Source organism: Stenotrophomonas rhizophila (genome assembly GCF_003651185.1).
GTDB classification, from domain to species: domain Bacteria; phylum Pseudomonadota; class Gammaproteobacteria; order Xanthomonadales; family Xanthomonadaceae; genus Stenotrophomonas; species Stenotrophomonas maltophilia_Z.
Genome location: NZ_RCDC01000004.1, coordinates 774,658 through 792,348 on the forward strand (window position 1 = coordinate 774,658; position 17,691 = coordinate 792,348).

At 65.9% G+C, this 17,691-nt stretch carries 15 protein-coding genes; 10 read left to right on the forward strand and 5 right to left on the reverse strand.

Annotated elements, in window-relative coordinates; all coding sequences use genetic code 11:
• The first annotated feature begins 89 nt into the window (after positions 1 to 89).
• The 4 genes from BCL79_RS03525 to BCL79_RS03540 all read left to right on the forward strand — a co-directional run bounded on the left by BCL79_RS03525 (position 90) and on the right by BCL79_RS03540 (position 5,738).
• On the forward strand, positions 90 to 2,327 hold the full coding sequence (locus BCL79_RS03525; protein ID WP_121037449.1) for an ATP-binding protein: 2,238 nt from the start codon (positions 90 to 92) through the stop codon (positions 2,325 to 2,327).
• Positions 2,324 to 2,797: a response regulator gene (locus BCL79_RS03530; RefSeq protein WP_121037452.1), complete on the forward strand. Its 474-nt coding sequence runs from the start codon at positions 2,324 to 2,326 to the stop codon at positions 2,795 to 2,797. Before BCL79_RS03525 ends, BCL79_RS03530 begins: the two co-directional genes overlap by 4 nt.
• Positions 2,790 to 5,213 (forward strand): hybrid sensor histidine kinase/response regulator, encoded by a 2,424-nt coding sequence (locus BCL79_RS03535; protein WP_121037455.1) that lies wholly within the window; start codon positions 2,790 to 2,792, stop codon positions 5,211 to 5,213. Before BCL79_RS03530 ends, BCL79_RS03535 begins: the two co-directional genes overlap by 8 nt.
• A gap of 144 nt (positions 5,214 to 5,357) precedes the next feature.
• Positions 5,358 to 5,738, forward strand: coding sequence for a response regulator (locus tag BCL79_RS03540; RefSeq protein ID WP_183073659.1), 381 nt, complete (start codon positions 5,358 to 5,360; stop codon positions 5,736 to 5,738).
• A 15-nt stretch (positions 5,739 to 5,753) separates the two neighbouring features.
• Here the strand turns inward: BCL79_RS03540 and BCL79_RS03545 are convergent, their stop codons facing one another.
• Positions 5,754 to 8,633 carry a hybrid sensor histidine kinase/response regulator gene (locus BCL79_RS03545; protein ID WP_259462097.1) on the reverse strand — a complete coding sequence of 960 codons (2,880 nt, stop codon included), beginning with the start codon at positions 8,631 to 8,633 and terminating at the stop codon, positions 5,754 to 5,756.
• 280 nt (positions 8,634 to 8,913) lie between these two features.
• Here BCL79_RS03545 and BCL79_RS03550 point away from each other — a divergent pair, with 280 nt between their 5' ends.
• The 3 genes from BCL79_RS03550 (at position 8,914) to BCL79_RS03560 (ending at position 11,011) form a co-directional block, all read left to right on the forward strand.
• On the forward strand, positions 8,914 to 9,873 hold the full coding sequence (locus tag BCL79_RS03550; protein ID WP_121037461.1) for a cation diffusion facilitator family transporter: 960 nt from the start codon (positions 8,914 to 8,916) through the stop codon (positions 9,871 to 9,873).
• A gap of 75 nt (positions 9,874 to 9,948) precedes the next feature.
• On the forward strand, positions 9,949 to 10,692 hold the full coding sequence (locus BCL79_RS03555) for an SOS response-associated peptidase (RefSeq protein WP_121037464.1): 744 nt from the start codon (positions 9,949 to 9,951) through the stop codon (positions 10,690 to 10,692).
• Between the two features lie 148 nt (positions 10,693 to 10,840).
• On the forward strand, positions 10,841 to 11,011 hold the full coding sequence (locus BCL79_RS03560) for a CsbD family protein (RefSeq protein WP_019184192.1): 171 nt from the start codon (positions 10,841 to 10,843) through the stop codon (positions 11,009 to 11,011).
• A gap of 51 nt (positions 11,012 to 11,062) precedes the next feature.
• Here BCL79_RS03560 and BCL79_RS03565 read toward each other — a convergent pair whose 3' ends face one another.
• Positions 11,063 to 11,749: a class I SAM-dependent methyltransferase gene (locus BCL79_RS03565; protein WP_121041106.1), complete on the reverse strand. Its 687-nt coding sequence runs from the start codon at positions 11,747 to 11,749 to the stop codon at positions 11,063 to 11,065.
• A 61-nt stretch (positions 11,750 to 11,810) separates the two neighbouring features.
• Positions 11,811 to 12,728, reverse strand: coding sequence for an NAD(P)/FAD-dependent oxidoreductase (locus BCL79_RS03570; RefSeq protein ID WP_121037467.1), 918 nt, complete (start codon positions 12,726 to 12,728; stop codon positions 11,811 to 11,813).
• 163 nt (positions 12,729 to 12,891) lie between these two features.
• On the opposite strand from BCL79_RS03570, the gene BCL79_RS03575 reads away from it, so the two are divergent.
• Both BCL79_RS03575 and BCL79_RS03580 read left to right on the forward strand, forming a co-directional pair.
• The gene (locus BCL79_RS03575) at positions 12,892 to 13,821 is read left to right on the forward strand and encodes a DUF6624 domain-containing protein (RefSeq protein ID WP_121037470.1); all 930 of its coding nucleotides are present in this window, start codon (positions 12,892 to 12,894) and stop codon (positions 13,819 to 13,821) included.
• A gap of 106 nt (positions 13,822 to 13,927) precedes the next feature.
• Positions 13,928 to 14,290, forward strand: a complete 363-nt coding sequence (locus BCL79_RS03580; RefSeq protein ID WP_121037473.1) for a hypothetical protein — start codon at positions 13,928 to 13,930, stop codon at positions 14,288 to 14,290.
• Between the two features lie 5 nt (positions 14,291 to 14,295).
• Here the strand turns inward: BCL79_RS03580 and BCL79_RS03585 are convergent, their stop codons facing one another.
• Together BCL79_RS03585 and BCL79_RS03590 are read right to left on the reverse strand one after the other, a co-directional pair.
• Positions 14,296 to 14,979: a thermonuclease family protein gene (locus BCL79_RS03585; RefSeq protein WP_121037476.1), complete on the reverse strand. Its 684-nt coding sequence runs from the start codon at positions 14,977 to 14,979 to the stop codon at positions 14,296 to 14,298.
• A 139-nt stretch (positions 14,980 to 15,118) separates the two neighbouring features.
• Entirely contained in the window at positions 15,119 to 16,363 is a 1,245-nt protein-coding gene (locus tag BCL79_RS03590; protein ID WP_147433841.1) for an MFS transporter, read from the reverse strand.
• Between the two features lie 104 nt (positions 16,364 to 16,467).
• On the opposite strand from BCL79_RS03590, the gene BCL79_RS03595 reads away from it, so the two are divergent.
• A complete protein-coding gene (locus tag BCL79_RS03595) occupies positions 16,468 to 17,433 on the forward strand; it encodes an AraC family transcriptional regulator (protein ID WP_121037482.1) in 966 nt (321 codons plus the stop codon).
• Positions 17,434 to 17,691: the final 258 nt, after the last annotated feature.

Below are 17,691 nucleotides of genomic sequence, written 5' to 3' on the forward strand. Positions count from 1 at the left end.
CGCAGGTGACGGTGTGTGCTCCTGAAAGACCAGGTGCCGCCGTGCCCTTTGGGCGGTGTCCAGCACTGGTAAAGATCAGGAGTCAATGAATGTCCTCGAGGAATTCCGGCGCAAGCGCCTTGGATCTGTCCAGCTGTGCGCGTGAGCCGATCCGTACCCCCGGCGCGATCCAGCCCTACGGATTGATCCTGGTCCTCGACCACCCGACATTGACCGTCAACGCCCGCGCCGTCGCGCGGCCGGAACTCATCGAGACGCTCGGCGATCCGCTCGGGCAATCCCTTGACACCGTGCTCGGCGGCACGCTGGCCCACTGCAGGCCGCTGCTGGTGGCGCTGGAGCAAGGTGCTTCGCACTTCCTCGGCGCGCTTCCGGTCGGCATGGCCGGCCACCACCCTACGGTGGCGCACCGCATCGGGGATGACGTCATCATCGAGCTGGAAGCCCCGGTGCCGGGCGAGCCAGGCTCGCTGGAAGACCTCTATCCCTCGATCCGCCGCTTCATGGCCGCGATCGAGCGGGCGCCCACCACGCAGGCCCTAAGTGAGATCGCCGCGGTGCATATCCGCGAGCTGACCGGCTTCGACCGCACGATGATCTACCAGTTTGACCCGGACTGGAACGGCGCGGTCGTGGCCGAGGACCGCAACAGCGTGTTGCCCTCCTACCTGGATCTGCGCTTCCCGGAATCGGACATTCCCGCGCAGGCGCGTGAGCTGTACCGGCAGAACCGGATCCGGCTGATCGCTGACAGCCACTACACCCCGGTACCGCTGGTGCGCGTGCCCGCGATCGCCGAGGCGCCGCCCACCGACCTCGGCCCGGCCATGCTGCGCAGCGTCTCCCCGGTGCACCTGCAGTACATGCGCAACATGGGCACCGGTGCATCGATGTCGGTCTCGGTGCTGTGCGAGGGCGAACTGTGGGGCCTGATCTCCTGCCATAACCGGCGCGCGCGCCGGGTGCCGTACCACGTGCGCACGGCCTGCGAGTTCATTGGCCAGATCCTGTCGCTGCAGATTTCGCTGAAGCAGCGCGCGGTGCAGGTCGAAGAACGCATTGCACGCCGCGCCATCCAGGTGCGGCTGCTCGGCCGGATGGCCGGCGATACCGACTTCATGGCCGCGCTGGGCCGCGATCAACGCAGCCTGCTCGCGCTGACCCAATCGGCCGGTGCGGCGATCGTGCACCGTGGCGAATGCATCCTGCACGGCGACTGCCCGAGCCAGCGCCAGGTGATGCAGCTGGTCCAGTGGTTGACCGCCCAGCCTATCGAGGGCGACATCTTCTGCACCGACACGCTCCCGCAGCAATGGAAGCACGCCGAAGCCTTCGCCGGCGTCGCCAGTGGCGTGCTGGCCATCTCCATCTCGCAGATCCACGACAGCTTCGTGATCTGGTTCCGGCCGGAGGTGGTCCGCACCGTCCGCTGGGGCGGTGATCCGCGCAAGGAAGAAAGCGAGCAGCCGCTGTCGCCGCGCACCTCCTTCGAAGGCTGGAAGCAGACGGTGCGCGAGCAGTCGCTGCCCTGGAACGAGGTCGACCGTGATGCCGCGCTGGAACTGCGCACCGCGATCGTGGACATCGTGCTGCGCAAGGCCGAGGAGATGGCGGCGTTGAATGAACAGTTGCTCCGCAGCAACAAGGAGCTCGAAGCGTTCTCCTATTCGGTCAGTCATGACCTGCGCGCACCATTCCGCCACATCGTGGGCTACTCCGAACTGCTGTGGTCGTCGGCCGGCGAGCGATTGAACGATTCAGAAAAGAGATTCCTCGAGACCATCGTGGAGTCGGCAAAATCGGCAGGGACGCTGGTGGATGATCTGCTCAGCTTCTCGCAGATGGGCCGCTCCACGATGGGCCAGATCGCGATGGACATGACCGCCCTGGCGGATGACGTGCGCCACAAGCTGGACATGGAATACACCGGCCGTGCCATCGCCTGGGAGATCAGGACGCTGCCCAGGGTACTGGCCGACCCCGGCATGCTGCGGCTGGTCTGGCAGAACCTGCTGTCCAACGCGATCAAGTTCACCCGTGACACGCCCGAGCCACGCATCGAGGTGGGTCACCAACGCAATGACACGGAGGACATCTTCTTCGTGAAAGACAACGGCTGCGGTTTCGACATGCGCTATGTGGACAAGCTGTTCGGCGTGTTCCAGCGGCTGCATCACGTCGATGAGTACGAAGGCACCGGCATCGGCCTGGCCAACGTGCACCGCATCATCACCCGCCATGGCGGCCGCACCTGGGCCGAAGGCCAGGTCGGCGCCGGCGCCACCTTCTATTTCACCATTCCCTTTGCTGATGGAGACCACCTATGAGAGATCTGCGACCGATCCTGCTCGTAGAAGACAACCCGAAAGACGCCGAATTGACGATGGCGGCGCTTGCGCGCTGCCAGCTGCTCAACGACGTGACCCATGTGCGCGACGGCGTGGAAGCGCTGGAGTATCTCCGCTGCCAGGGTCCCTATGCAGGCGCCATGCACGGCGGCCCGGTGGTGGTGCTGCTGGATGTGAAACTGCCCAAGCTCAACGGCCTGGAAGTCCTCAAGGAAATCCGCAGCGACCGCGCCCTGAGCAGCACCCCGGTGGTGATGCTGACCTCCTCGCGGGAAGAACAGGATCTGATCCGCAGCTACGAACTGGGCGTCAACGCCTTCGTGGTCAAGCCGGTGGATTTCAAGGAGTTCCTCGAGGCGATCCAGGGGCTGGGCATGTTCTGGGGCATCACCAATCAGCCGCCACCGCACGGCACCCTGTTCGGTGGGAAGAGTACAAACGATGGCTGAGGCCGCCACAACAAAGACCATCAGGATCCTGATGGTCGAAGACAGTGCACTGGATGCAGAGCTGATCACCGCGCAGCTGCGCCGCGCCGGGCTCCCGTTCACGGCCGAACGCACCTGGTCGCACCAAGGCATGCTCGATGCCCTGACCACCGCCTCGTTCGATGTGATCCTGGCCGACCACGTGCTGCCAGGCTTCGATGGCGACGCTGCCCTCGCCCTGGCCAGCGAGATCGCCCCCGGGATTCCTTTCATCTTCGTTTCCGGCACGCTTACCGAAGAACTCGCCGTGCAGGCGCTCAAGCGCGGCGCGCGCGACTATGTAGTCAAATCGCGCCTGCAGCGCCTGCCCGATGCCGTGGTCCGGGGCATCCATGAAGCCCAGGAGCGCCGCCGGCTGCTGCGTATCGAGGCCGAACTGCACGACAGCCACCAGCGGCTGAAGCTGATCACCGATTCGCTGCCCGCGCTGATCGCCTACTTCGGCCATGACCACCGCTACCGTTTCGCCAACAACGCCTATGTCGAGTGGCACGGCCGCACGCCGGAGAGCCTGATCGGCCGACATACCCGCGAGGTCGTCGGCGAGGACACGTTCAACAGCATCCAGCAGCACCTGGAGCGGGTCCTGCTCGGCGAAAAGGTGAGCTTCGACCTGCTCTCGCTGCGCAGCGACGGTACGCCCCGCCACGCACAGGTGGACTGCGTGCCCGAGCTGGCGCCGGATGGCGCGGTGCTGGGCTATTACGCCATGGCGCGCGACATCAGCGAGCTCAAGCATGCGCAGTCGCTGCTCAAGGCCAGCAACGAATCCCTGGAACGCCAGGTCGATGAGCGGACGTCCGCGCTGCACCGCAGTGAAAGCCGCCTGCAGGCGCTGTTCGAATCCAGTTTCCAGCACCAGAACCTGCTGACCCTGGATGGCCACATCATCGACACCAATTCGGCGTCGCTGGCGGCCATCCTCGCCGACAAGAAGGACGTGCGCGGCAGCCTTTATTGCGAATCGGCCTGGTTCGCCGACACGCCCGGCGTTCCCGGCGTGGTCTGCACGGCCATCCTGGAGGCTGCGGCGGGCACGGCGTCGCGCCACGAACTGGAACTGCGCCTGCCAACCGGCAAGCGCACGTTCGATTTCTCCTTCCGCCCCCTGTTCGACCATCAGGCACGGATCACCGCCGTCGTCTCCGAGGCCGTGGAAACCACCGCGCGGCGGCAGGCTGAAGAAGCGCTGCGGCACAGCCAGAAAATCGAGGCGGTAGGCCAGCTGACCGGTGGCATCGCGCATGATTTCAACAACATCCTGACCGTCATCGCCGGCAACATCGAGTACGCCAAGATGCTGACCGACCGGCTCGGCGACACGGCAGGCAATTCCTCACGCGCGCTAGACAACGCGATGAAGGGCGTCATGCGTGCGGCCAACGTCACCCAGCGCCTGCTCGCCTTCTCGCGTCGGCAGCCGCTGAAGAACCTGCCGGTGGATCTGAACGAAGAAATGCGCGGCATGCAGGACATGCTCAAACGGTCGCTGGGCGAGCTGGTGCAGATCGACATGGTGCACAGCCCGGATATCTGGTGCGTGGAGATCGATCCGAGCCAGCTGGAAGCCTCGATCCTCAACCTGGCGGTGAATGCACGCGATGCCATGCCCGAGGGCGGCCGCCTGACCATCGAGATGGACAACATCCACCTGGACAAGGATTACGCGGCGCAGCACCCGGACGTTCCGCCCGGCCAGTACGCCATGGTGCGCGTCCGCGACAGCGGCCAGGGCATGCCGCCGGAGGTCATGGCGCGGGTGTTCGAGCCGTTCTTCACCACCAAGGAGGTTGGCCGTGGCACCGGGTTGGGCCTGTCGATGGTGTATGGCTTCGCCAAGCAATCCGGCGGGCACGTTCTGCTCGATTCCACCGAGGGCAGCGGCACCACGATCACGCTGCTGTTCCCGCGCTCAGCCTCCGCCCTGCCGAGCGTGCGCCCGGCCGATGCACAGGCGCTGGACGCCTTCGAGGTCGAGGCGGAAACGACCGTACTGGTCGCCGAGGACAACGACGATGTGCGCGCTTACACCGTCGATACCCTGCGCCAGCTGGGCTATCGCGTGCTCGAGGCGCATGACGGCCCCTCGGCGCTGCGGCTGCTGGATCGCACCGACGTCAGCGTGGACCTGCTGTTCTCCGACATCGTGATGCCGGGCATGTCCGGCTGGGCCCTGGCCAAGCAGGCACTGGTCCGCAAGCCCGGCCTGCGGGTGCTGTTCACCTCGGGTTATCCGCGCGATATCGACGCAAGCGGCACCGTTGGCCGCACCATCGCCCTGTTGGCCAAGCCCTTCACCCGCAGCGATCTGGCGCGGTCCATCCGCACTGCCCTGTTGGATGAAAGCCCCACCCAGAGCGGCAGCGCCTTGAACTGAGGCCATGCCAGGCGGTGCCGTGACGGGCACCCGCCCCCGGTCATGACATGGGGCTGGCACGCGATGCACGGCCGGCTAACACGCACCGGCGCTAAGGTGGAGATACGCACCGGTGGCTGCACGCCACGAGGATCTCCGCCCGCAATGACTGCCGCACGAACCCACCCACGATGCCGCGTGCTTCTCGTCGAAGACGATGCGCCCATCCGGGAGATGACCAAGGACATCCTCAACGACGATGGCTTCGATGTCCTCGACGTCGGCGATGCCGAGGCCGCGCTGGGTTGCCTCAGGCACGACGGCCCGTTCGACCTGCTGGTGTCCGATGTCGGCCTGCCCGGCATGGACGGTCGCGATCTGGCCACGATCGCCACGACCCTGCACCCGGCCATGCCGATCCTGCTGGTGACCGGCTACGCGGGGCCCGCCGGGGCCCGGCCCGACTTCCGCGGCGAGGAGATCAAACTGCTGCGCAAGCCATTCACGCTCAAGCAACTGGTGACCTCGGTCAGGTCCCTGCTCTGACAGCAGCTGGCCCGGCTACGACGGGTTCCTGATCGCCAACAGCGCGCGGGCACGTCGCTCCAGTTCAGCGGTCGTGAAGGGCTTGGTCAGCACTTCCATGCCGTCCTCCAGCTGGCCCGCGCCCACCGCTGCCGAGGCCGCGTAGCCGGTGATGAACAACACCGGCAACGCGGGACGCACCTGGCGGCCGGCGTCAGCGACCTGGCGGCCATTGAGCCCACCGGTCAGCCCCACATCGGTGATCAGCAGGTCGATCGTCTCATCGGAGCGCAGCAGGTCGATGGCCTGGCCTCCTTCCGGTGCCTGCAACACCCTATAACCCGCGCCGCCAAGGACCTCGGTCAACAGCGCGCGGATCGCTTCCTCGTCTTCCACCACCAGAATGGTGCCGACGCTGGGCGCTGAACGCGCCGGCAGGTCCTGTGAGGGTTCTTGGGCGGCGTCCGCAGGGGTCTCGCCGACGAAGCGCGGCAGGTAGAGTTCCACCGTGGTGCCGTGGCCAACCTGGGAATCGATCCGCACCTGCCCGCCGGATTGGCGGGTGAAGCCATAGATCATCGACAGCCCCAGGCCGGTCCCCTGCCCGATCGGCTTGGTGGTGAAGAACGGCTCGAATACTTTTTCGATCACCGCCGCCTCCATGCCGATCCCCGCGTCCTTGACGGCCAGCCGGACGTAATCGCCCGGCGGCGTATCCAGCGCCGCCGCGCCCTCGCCACGCAGGCTCACGTTGGCCGCGCTGATCAGCAGCGGGCCACCCTGAGGCATCGCGTCGCGGGCATTGATGCACAGATTCAGCAGCGCATTTTCCATCTGCGGCACATCCACCAGTACCGCCCAGGGATCGGACGCCAACTGCGTGGAGATCGCGATCGAAGGCCCCAGCGTGCGCGAAATGATATCCAGCATGCCGCGCACCATCGCATCAGCCACCACCGGCGTGGGCGCGAGCGTCTGCCGGCGGGAGAACGCCAGCAAGCGCTGGGTGAGCGCCGTGGCACGCGACGCGCTGGACTGCGCCATCTCCAGGTAGCGGCCGATGTCGTCATACCGCCCCTGATCGATCCGCAGCTCCAGCAGCTCCAGCCCCACCGAGATGGCGGTCAGCAGGTTGTTGAAGTCATGCGCCAGGCCACCGGTCAACTGACCCACGGCCTCCATCTTCTGACTCTGCCGCAGCCGCTCCTCGGCCACCTGCAACGCGGCGCTGCGGGTCTGCACGCGCTCTTCCAGGGTCAAGGTCAACTCGCGCAGCTGCTCTTCGGCCTGACGCCGCTCGGTCACATCCGAGGCGGTGCCGAACCACTCGGTGATCTCACCGGCGCTGTCCAGCAAGGGCACCGCACGCATCTGCACCCAACGCACACTGCCATCGGCCAGCAGGCTGCGGTGCTCCAGTTCCAGCGGCAGCCGCTGCGCCATCGCACGCGCAATGGCCTGCTCAAGCAGGGCACGATCATCGGGGTGTACGTAGCGTTCTCGCCAGTCGGTGACCGCAGGCAGGCTCTCGTCCGGTGCCACCGGCCCGGTCGCCAGGATCTGACGCATCTCGCGCCAGTCCGCGGTGACCGCATACAGCGACTGCGAGGAGGCGCTCACCAGCGCGCCGAGGCGGCGCTCGCTATGGGCCAGTGCATCGCTGGCGCGGCGCTCCTGGGTGCGGTCGCCCAGTACCTTGACGAAGCCCAGCACGGCGCCATCTTCATCGCGCAGCACGGTCATCGCCCCGCTGGCCCAGAAGCGCTCGCCGGACCTGCGCGCCAGCCAGCGCTCACCACTGACCCCACCCGAGGCCATCGAGACGCCCTGGTTGTGCCGCAACCGCTTGGCCTGGATATCGTCAGCGGTGTAGATCACCTCCACGTTCTGACCCAGCATCTCCGCCTCGGTCCAGCCGAAGATGTGCTCGGCCCCGGCATTCCACAGGGTCACCTTGCCCTGCAGGTCCGAGGCGACGATCGCGTAATCGCTGGCACTGTCGATGATCTGGCGATTGCGCGCCTCCACCTGCCGCATCGTGCGCTGCAGCTCGATGTGGGAGGTGACATCCAGGCCCTGAACGAATACGCCTGCCGTGCTGCCATCCTCACCGGCCACAGGCTGGAAGACGATATCCAGCATGCGCCGGGCCGAGGACGGATCGGACGGGAACGGCGCGTCGTACACCACCTCGCTGCCGATATACGGCGTGCCGGTGCGGTACACCTCATCCAACAGCGGCATGAAACCCTGGTCGACGATTTCCGGCAGCGCCTCCCGGATCGACTTGCCCAGCACATGGCGATTGCCGACCAGCCGTTGGTAACCCGGATTGGCCAGCTCGACCCGATGCTCAGGCCCGCTGAGGAAGGCCATGAACATCGGCGACTTGTCGAACAGGGCGATGAGCCGCTCGTTCTCCTTGGCCAGGCGCTGCTGGGCCACGATGATGCTGGTCACCTCGTTGGTCACGCAGAACGCGCCGCCGACCCTGCCATCGTCGAGGAAGATCGGCGAAAACGAGAACGTCCACCAGGTCTCTTCAGGCACGCCCTGGCGACTCATCGCCACCGGCAGGTTCTCGTAGCGGGAGGATTCACCGGCAAAGGCGTTCTCGATCGGCGCGCGTACGGCATCCCAGGCATCGGCCCACAGCTCCCTCAACGGTGCGCCCAGCGCGCCCTCCAGGCGCGGCCCCAGAATCGGGCTGTAGGCATCGTTGAAGAAGAACGTCAGGTCATCGCCCCAGACCACGTACATGCTTTCGGGCGAGGCCAGGATCAGATTGACCGCATTGCGCAGCGCGCCCGGCCAGGTCTCGATCGGCCCCACCGGGGTCGCCTGCCAATCCAGTGCACGGACCTGCTCGGCCATCGGCCCGGTGCTGCCGGGAAAGCGCCCCGCCACTGCGCTCATGCGCACCGCTCCAGAACCACCGGGGCGCGCGTGCCGCGCAGCTGCGCGGCAGACCAGGGAAGGATGGACATCATCGGCACCGAACCTTGAACTGAAGGCATTGCAGGAGCTGGGGGAACGGCAGGCAGCGGGGGCCAGCCGGAAGGCGGAAAGCAATGTAAGCCACGCGGGGCAAATCCATGTCAAGGCCGGCAGGCGGTGCCAGCGCCTGGATCGATGTGCACGCGCCCGGGACGCACCGTTGGCGATGATGCGCGCACCTCCCCACCCCACCACTGCCATGGCCAAGCCAACGGGCTCCCGTCTCGTCATCTATGCCGCCCTCGGCGGCAACCTGGCCATTGCCATCGCCAAGTTCGTCGCCGCCGGCATCTCCGGCAGCTCGGCCATGCTCAGCGAGGGCGTCCACTCGCTGGTGGACACCATCAACGAGTTGCTGCTGTTGTACGGCCTGCGCCGTGCCGAGCAGAAGCCGGATACGCTCCATCCCTTCGGCTACGGGCGCGAGCTGTACTTCTGGAGTTTCATCGTGGCGCTGCTGGTGTTCGCCGCCGGTGCCGGTGTATCGGCCTATGAAGGCATCCAGCACATCCGCACCCCCGAGCCGGCCACCAACCACCTGATCAGTTACGTGGTGCTGGGCATCTCCTTTGTGTTCGAAGGCACCTCATGGTGGATCGCGCTGCGCGAATTCCGCGCCACCAAGGGGGCGATGGGTTACTTCGAGGCGTTCCGCCGCAGCAAGGACCCCTCCACCTTCACCGTGCTGCTGGAAGACAGCGCCGCCCTGCTCGGCCTGGGTTTTGCGCTGGTCGGCCTGCTTGCCGCGCAGTTGCTGGACATGCCGGTCCTGGATGGCGTGGCGTCGCTGTGCATCGCCGGCGTGCTGGCGGTCACCGCCTTCCTGCTCGCCCGCGAGACCAAGGGCCTGCTGGTCGGTGAGCCCGCGCACCCGGCCGTCGCCAAACGTATTCTTGCCGTCGCCACCCACGATGCGGACCTGCGCCGCGCCAATGGCGTGACCACGATGCAGATGGGCCCGGACCAGGTGGTCGCGATGCTGAGTGCGGAGTTCGAGGATGATCGCACCACCCCGCAGATCGAGGCCTGCATCACGCGCATTGAAAAGGCGGTGAAAGCCGAGTACCCCGAGCTGGTCGCGCTGTTCGTGAAACCGCAGACGCCGGAGGTGTTCCAGGCGCGGCGGGCAGCGTTGGGGGAACCCCATCCCGACGCGTGACCCCCGTGCAACGCGTGCAACATCGCAGGCGCTGCGCACGATGCCGTCACGGATGCCGTTGGATGCTCAGCTGCCATGCGCCGCTTCGCACAAGCCATCGCTGATAGCGAGTCACTCCCCGCCGGCCTTCCTGCTGAGTTGGCGCGGACGCTGGCGGCCGCGCCGGACCACTACAACATCGCCAAGGGTGGCGTGGCCACGGTGCTCGCGCGCGACCATGACGGCTCCATCGCCGTGGCCGACATGGTGTGGGGCCTGGTGCCGCGTTGGTCCAAGGAGCCGGCCACGCCGTATACCACGGTGACCGCACGGCTTGACCGCGCGCCACGCAGCCGCATCTACGCGCAGGCCTGGGCGCAGCGCCCGTGCGTGCTGCCCATGACCGGCTACTACAAATGGGATCGCGAGCGCCGCCCCCCCTGGCCCCTGTTCGTGCAGCGCACGGATGGCCTTGCCCTGCTCGCAGCCGGCTTGTGGGAGCACTGGGAAAGCGACGACGGCCAGCAGCTGGACAGCTTCACCGTATTGACCGGCCCCAACAGTGCGATCCCTTCCCCACTCACACCGGACGGGCCGATCTTCATCGCGCCGGCCACCGCCCTGGACTGGTTGAGTGGCGCCTTCCAGACGCCTGCGGCATTGCGTGCCCGCGCCTCCACCGCGGCGTTGGAGGCCTATCCGGTCAGCCGCGCGTTTCGTGATCCTTCGCGTGACGATTACACCCTGTTGGAGCCTGTCGATCCGGATACCACCGTAGCCAGCACCGAACCGCAGCCATGGGATGGCGATGGATGGGATGAACGCGATGCGGATGAGTGACGTGCAGCGCACGTGAGCATCAACCTTTCCGGCGCTTGAACGGATTCCGGGCCCGCGCGCAGATTTCACCTTCGCGCCACCGCGTTCCCGTCAGGGTGGAGATGCCCAGCAACACGGGCCCTCTCTCTAACCAATTGTGGAGTCAACCATGGACAAGAATCGCACTGAAGGCGCCAAGAACCAGGTCAAGGGCACCGTAAAGGAAGTCGTGGGCAAGGTCACCGGCGACAAGACGAAAGAAGTGGAAGGCAAGATCCAGAAGGGTGTTGGCGAAGTCCAAAGCGACGTGGGCAAGGCGCGCGACGACGCTCGCCGCTGAGTCTTGACCCCACCGCTCTCTGACCCACATCGGGCAGAGAGCAGTGGGAGGCTAGCCGTGTGCATCGCCGGCGTACGCCACCCAACCTCTGAACGAAAGCGCGGCATAGAACAGACTCGGCCGCTCGAATCCTGCCTCCTCCAGCAGCTCGACTTCTTCCTCCGGCGACAGGGTGGGCAATCGGTTGGCGATCGTATCGGCTCGTACAGCGGCCGTCTCACCGCCCAGTCCACGCGCTGTCACGAACGCCGCCCAGCGCTGGAACCACCGGCGTTTCCCTGCCGGATCGCCCGGCACGCTATGGTGCGCAATGATCAGCGGTGCACCAGGCGCGAGCCGACGCCGTAGTGCACGCAGCGTACGCAGGCGCTCTTCGGCCGAGAGAAAATGCAGCGTCAGCAAGCAGGTGGCGCCATCGAATGCGATAACTGGCGCACTGTCGATATAGCCTGCGATGAGTTCCACCTGGGCCGACAGCGCATCCCCGAGCACGCGCTTGGCGAGCCCCAGCATCTCGGCGGAAGGATCCACGCCGGTGAAGTGCCAGGCAGGACTCGCCTCGGCAAAGGCCTTCAACTCCATGCCACCGCCAGCCCCGAGCACCAATACGCGCCCATGTGGCGGTACGTGTTCGGCCAGCAGAACGTGGGCCATCTGATGCAACGCCTGGACGCCCGGTACCTGGCGGACCAGGTTGTCGGTGTACTGGGCGACGGCATCGGGATCGGAGAAGGACATGCAGGCCACCTTGTTCACAGTGGCGCATAATGTAACATTATTGGTTACATTAAAGATCGCATCACTCCAGCAACCCCATCAATGCGTGGTGTACCGCCACCCCCGCCAGCGCGCCCTCACCCACTGCCAGCGCGATGCTGCCCGCCATCCGGGCCGCATCGCCGCAGGCGAAGACACCCGGCACCGTGGTCTGCTTGGCCGAATCGGTGGTGATGCAGCCGCCGCCCTTCAGCTCACAGCCCAATTGCTCGGCCAGATCACTGGATAGCCGCGAGTGCGGCGAGATGAACAGCGCATCCACCGCCACGTGCCGCCCATCGGCGAGCACCACGGTGGCGGTGTCTTCCACGCGCTGCACCTGGGCCGACTCGATCACGACGCCGCACGCCTCCAGTCGTGCACGCTGCTCGGCATCGATGCTGGCGGATGCCTCGCTGCAGAACAGCGTGATCTGCCCCCAATCGCACAGCAGCAGCGCCTGGGCCGCACCGCCATCCTTCGCACAGCCAATCACCCCGATGCGCCCCTCAAACACCTCGTAGCCGTGGCAGTACGGGCAATGAAAAACGCTTCGGCCCCAGCGCTCGCCGATGCCTTCGATGTCGGGCAGGTCGTCGGTTACCCCGTGGGCCAGGATCACTCGATCCGCCACGAATGTCTGGCCCGCTTCAACCCGGATCTTGAAGCGTCTGCCGTCATCGATCGGCTGCGCCGCCACCGCCGTACCGGTGAGCCAGGTCAGGGTGGGATAGCGCAGCAGCTCGTCACGCGCCTGGGAGGCGATGTCCGCCGGCGGCAGGCCTTCCCTGCCAAGAAACCCATGGGCGACGCGGGCATTGCGGTTGCGTGGCTTTCCCCCGTCGATGATCAGCACGTTGCGCCGGGCGCGCACCAGCTGCAGCGCTGCGGACATGCCGGCGTAGCTGCCGCCGATGATGATCACGTCGTACTTTCCGTTCTCTGGCGCGGGAGTGGACATGGGGCTTCCAAGGCTGGGCTGAGGGCATCATGCGCCCGCCCATCGGCTACAGCCTGTGAGGCAGCAGGATTCGACGCGCATGCCCCTGACGGCGGGATGAGGGCTTGAACTCCCTGGCAGGTAGCGGCTACGTTTCCTGTACGTCCTGCGTGGAAGAACTGCGATGCGTTCAAGGTTGATACGCTCCTACCCGGCAACCCGGGCAGCAACGCTGACTGTCGCCCTGTTCGCAGCCGCCGCGGCAACCGCCGCTGAGCCGCCCAGCTTCTTCTCCGCGCTGGATCACTACGGCAACGAGGACTACGCCGCCTGCAGCACCACCCTGGGTGAGCTGTACCGCCAGGACCTCCCCTTCCCCGACGGCGGCGAACTCCTGTTGATCGAATGCACAGCCGCTGCGGGCGATCATGCTGCGGCGTTTGCATACGTTGATGCCCTGCTCGCGAGCGGTCGCCTGCCGCTGGGCGACCTGCGCACGAAACAACGGCCCGGGCTGGACGCACTGCGTGCCGATCCGGCGTGGCCGGCGGTGCTGCAGCGCGTGGTCGCCGAAGAGAAGAAGCGCGAGACGCTGCGCGATGCGCCCCTGCGACTTGAACTGTTGGCGCGTGAGGCCAAGGATCAGGCAGCACAACATGCCGCCATCGCGGCAGGCGGCGGAGATGCGTGGGGGCAGACCGCGCCGGTGAAGGAAGCCAATGCGACCTGGCTGAAGGGCATCATCGCCGAGAAGGGCTGGCCGGGTATCGCGCGCGTCGACCGCGATGGGGCCAAGGCCGCATGGGTGATCGTGCAGCATGCCGATCATGATCCCGCGTTCCAGGCGCAGGCACTGGCCTTGATGCAGAAAGCCGCTGAAGCCGGCGATGCCGATGCCGCTGACGTGGCGCTGCTTACGGATCGCGTGTTGCTGGCCCAGGGGAAGCCGCAGCGTTACGGAACGCAGTTCGGGGATGCTGCCGATGGCGCGATGGAACTGCGGCCCACCGAGGATATGGAAACGCTGGATGCACGGCGGCGTGCGGTGGGCTTGCAGCCGTTGGCGGCGTACAAGGCGATGCTGTCGGAGATGTATGGCAAGGCGGTCAGATAGGAGGCTGCCGTTTTCTGCGCTGGCGGGCGTGTGTCCCGATGCCGGTGCTGGTCATACACCGTCAACGCAACAGTGGCATCCTGCATGTTCGTGCGGGAGCCCAACAATGCGGATAACGGGAAATTCCATTGCAGCAAGTGCTGTCACGCTGAAGGTCGGCGTGGTGTTCTGGGTGCTGGTGGCCTGGCGGACGCCCGGCGGCGAGCCTTGGGACGCGCCTGCGTTCTGGACCGTCGTCTATCCCCTCGCACTGGCCATTGCCGCAGTGCTAGGCGCGTGTTTTCCCCGTAAGTCCTGGCTATGGGGACTGTTGCTCATGGTGCTGCAAGTGCCGGTGGTGGCCGTGATGTCAGGCGTTGGTCCGTTGTTGCTGGCCGGAGTGGTCTACGCACTGGTGCTGGCGTTGCCTGCGATGGCTATCGCGGCAGTGGCGGGCGCGCTGCGTCGCCGCCTGTATGGGAGGGTTTGAGACGCTCAGCGCTTCGCCGGCTGCCACCCTGCGCGCATGGCATCCGCAGGGCTGCAGAACATGCGCTCACCGTGGCTCAGGTCGATGCGCGTGCGCTCGTAGTCCCGCTGGCCGGGCACATGGTAGATCTTCCTGCCCTCGCGGGAGATGTTGCCCTTGATGCGGCACCCGCCCGACGACGACTGAGCGGCCACCGGGGCTTGTCGTGCCGTCTGGTCACGCTTGCTGCGCCGATAGTCCGCTGGCATCTGGAATGGCCCCTGCCAGAGGTTCCGCTGGTGCTGGCGCGCGTCGGCTTCGTCCGCGATGAATGCCGTGGCGTACTGGCGATACGCGACCGCCCAACCGGAGCGCACCATCCACCGATTGACCGACTGTCCTTGAACAAAGCACTCCGCGACCACCCGGCCGTAGCGGTCGGTGTCCTTGGGCTGGCAACGAACGGTCTTGTCCAGCACATAGCCATCCAGCGCAGCAGCGGACCGGCGGCCACAGGGCCAGGCGCGTCCATCGTTGGTGGTGCATTGCTGGGCGCTTTCCGGCGCATCGATCCCCCACAGGCGAATGCGCTGCTTCGCCACCGTAAGCGTGTCCCCGTCCGTGACCGTCGCGCGGCCGACCAGCTCTGCTGCCACACCAGGAGCCGACGCCAACACCAAAAACAACACCACCAGACCTTTCAACACCATCAACAACGACTTCCTCTAAGCGCATGCTCGGGTGCGAGCGCCAGTTCAAACAGGGTCGAACACTTTAGCGGAAGTGGAAGAAGGACGCCGACCACATCGACAGTCTTTCAATCCCGACGCGTGTTCGTGGTGTGGTCGGCTACATATGAAACGCCGGGCCTGCCGAGAACGTCGGCGATCTCACCCTGACCCGCAACGCAATGAGCAGACTGGCGAGGAGCATCACCGCTGCAGCCACAGTGAGGACTGCGACGATGCCGCCCAGTCCGAACACCAGGCCGCCCAAGGCAGCGCCCGCGGCGATGGAGGACTGCACCGCTGCAACCACCATCCCGCCCGCACTCTCGGCCTGATCGGGCACCGCACGTGCGACCCAGCTCGACCACGCCACCGGCACGCCACCGAAGGCCAGGCCCCAGAGCGCGACCAGGAGTGACAGCCCGCCAGCGCCCACCGGCAACAGGAGCATGCCCAGAGCAGCTACGCCAACCAAGGCAGGCATGATCACCAACGTGGCTTTCAGACTGCGCTCCATGAGCCAGCCGGCCAGCAGTGTGCCGACAAAGTTCGCCACACCAAAGCCGAGCAGAATCAGCGCCAGGCCATCAGCGCTCATGTGCCCCAAGCTCTCCAACGTTGGGCGGATATAGGTAAAGAGCGAGTACTGACCGGTGTGTGCCAGAACGCAACCGAGCATTCCGACTGCAACGCCCGGCCGGTGTAGGAGCCCCACCACCGACTCAGGGGTCGCCGCCTTGCGCGGCGCCATTCGGGGCAGCGTGAACCACTGGAACGCAAACGTGAGGCCACCTAACGCCGTCGCCGCCCAGAAGGCGCTGCGCCAACCCAGCAGGCCTCCCAGGTAACTCCCCAAAGGAACCGACACCACCGTGCCGACCGCGATCCCACTGAAGATGATGGACAGCGCGCGAGGCACGCGCTGTGACGGCACCAACCGCATGGCCACGGCCGCTGCCATGCTCCAGAAACCGCCCAGCGCAATGCCCAGAAGCACGCGCATCAGCAGCAGGACCCCCATGCTGGATGACAACGCCACCAAGGCGTTGGAGAGGATCATCAGAGCCGTGAAACCCAGCAGCACCCGCCGCCTGTCTATCGAACGGGTCAGCCGCGGCACAAGCAGGCCAGCAAACAGCGCCACAACTGCGGTGACCGTCACCGCTTGGCCGGCCAGCGCCTCCGACACCCCCAGGTCCGCCGCCATCGGCGTCAACAGACTGGCCGGTAGATATTCCGCCGTGAGCAGCCCGAAGACCCCCATGGCCAGCGAAAACACCGCCACCCATGCCGATGAAGAAGGCTCCCCGCTCCCCCTGTCCACAGAATCAGGCGTGTTCGCGGCATCAACTACGTTATTGCTCATCACAGATCCCAGTACATTCGTGCAGCCGAGAGTCTAGGGAGCCAGGTCAGGATGATCTATGATTGTCCAACCTATATTTTTGATCGAAACCCCGGGCCGTCGCAATGAGCCAGGTTCCACCCCAGCCCACCGACCTGATCAGCGAGCTGCTCACCGGCATGCGGCTGCATGGCGTCCAATACCGACGCATCCAGACCGGGCCGACCTTTGGACTTGGATTTCCGCCGAAGCCAGGCCATGCCTACTTCCATTACCTGGCCGTAGGCAGTGCGATCCTTCGAGGCGCGGACGGCAGCCAACATGTTCTCTCCGCCGGGGATGTCGTGCTTCTTCCTCGCGGAGAAGGCCACGCACTGGTGTCGGGCGAGGACCATCCCGTCCAGTGCCTGGAAACGATAGACGCCGCCCCACTGGGTGACACGGTGAGCGGGATAGACACGTGCCCGAGTACACATGCCGTGCCAAGCGCAGTGCTTTTCCACGGATGCATGCTGTTCGATCTCGGTGGCATGCAAGGGTTGAGCAAGTTGATGCCGGCCGTGATGTTGGCCGATGGCAACGCCGCTGCGTTCCCTGGGCTGTTGCCGATGGTCGACGCGATGAAGCGCGAGGTGTGCTCCGGACGTATTGGCTATGCAGGCATACTCGCCCGGCTGGCGGATGCCGTCGCCGCCATGATCGTGCGTGACTGGGTCGAGCGCGGTTGCGACGGAGCCGCCGGCCTGGTCATGGCCATGCGCGACCCTCGCCTGTCGCTGTCGTTGCTTGCCCTGCACAGAGAGCCCGGGCGTGACTGGACCGTCGAAGCGCTGGCTGCAGAATCCAACATCTCGCGATCTGTCTTTGCGGACCGGTTCCAGACCGTCATAGGGACCGCGCCTCTGCGATACGTGACTGAGCTGCGTATGCAATTGGCGAGTCAATGGCTGAGCCAGCAAAGCCTATCCATCGAGATAGTGGCAGAGCGTCTTGGGTACGCTTCGCAGGCGGCTTTCAGTCGCGCGTACAAGCGCGTCATGGGGCACTCGCCTGGGGCGGCTCGGCGGGGACACCGCTTGGCCTTGGCATAGCGGGCAGTTTGGGAGCAGTCGCTCAAGCCGCCTGAGCTTCGTGAACGGGCTGCAATTGGTTGGCGATCGCATCGGAACGCGCCACCGCTGGTCGAATGCGATCAGCGGTGGTGTGTCACGCCCCTTTCGGGGCGCTCCGTGCTGATAGCGATCGGTGGCCTGAGATTGTTGGGTGCATCCATGCACCCAACCCTTCCGCGCTGCGCGCTCCAGGGCCAGCCGTTCGGCTGTCCGGATTCGCTCCCGGCGAATCCGTCG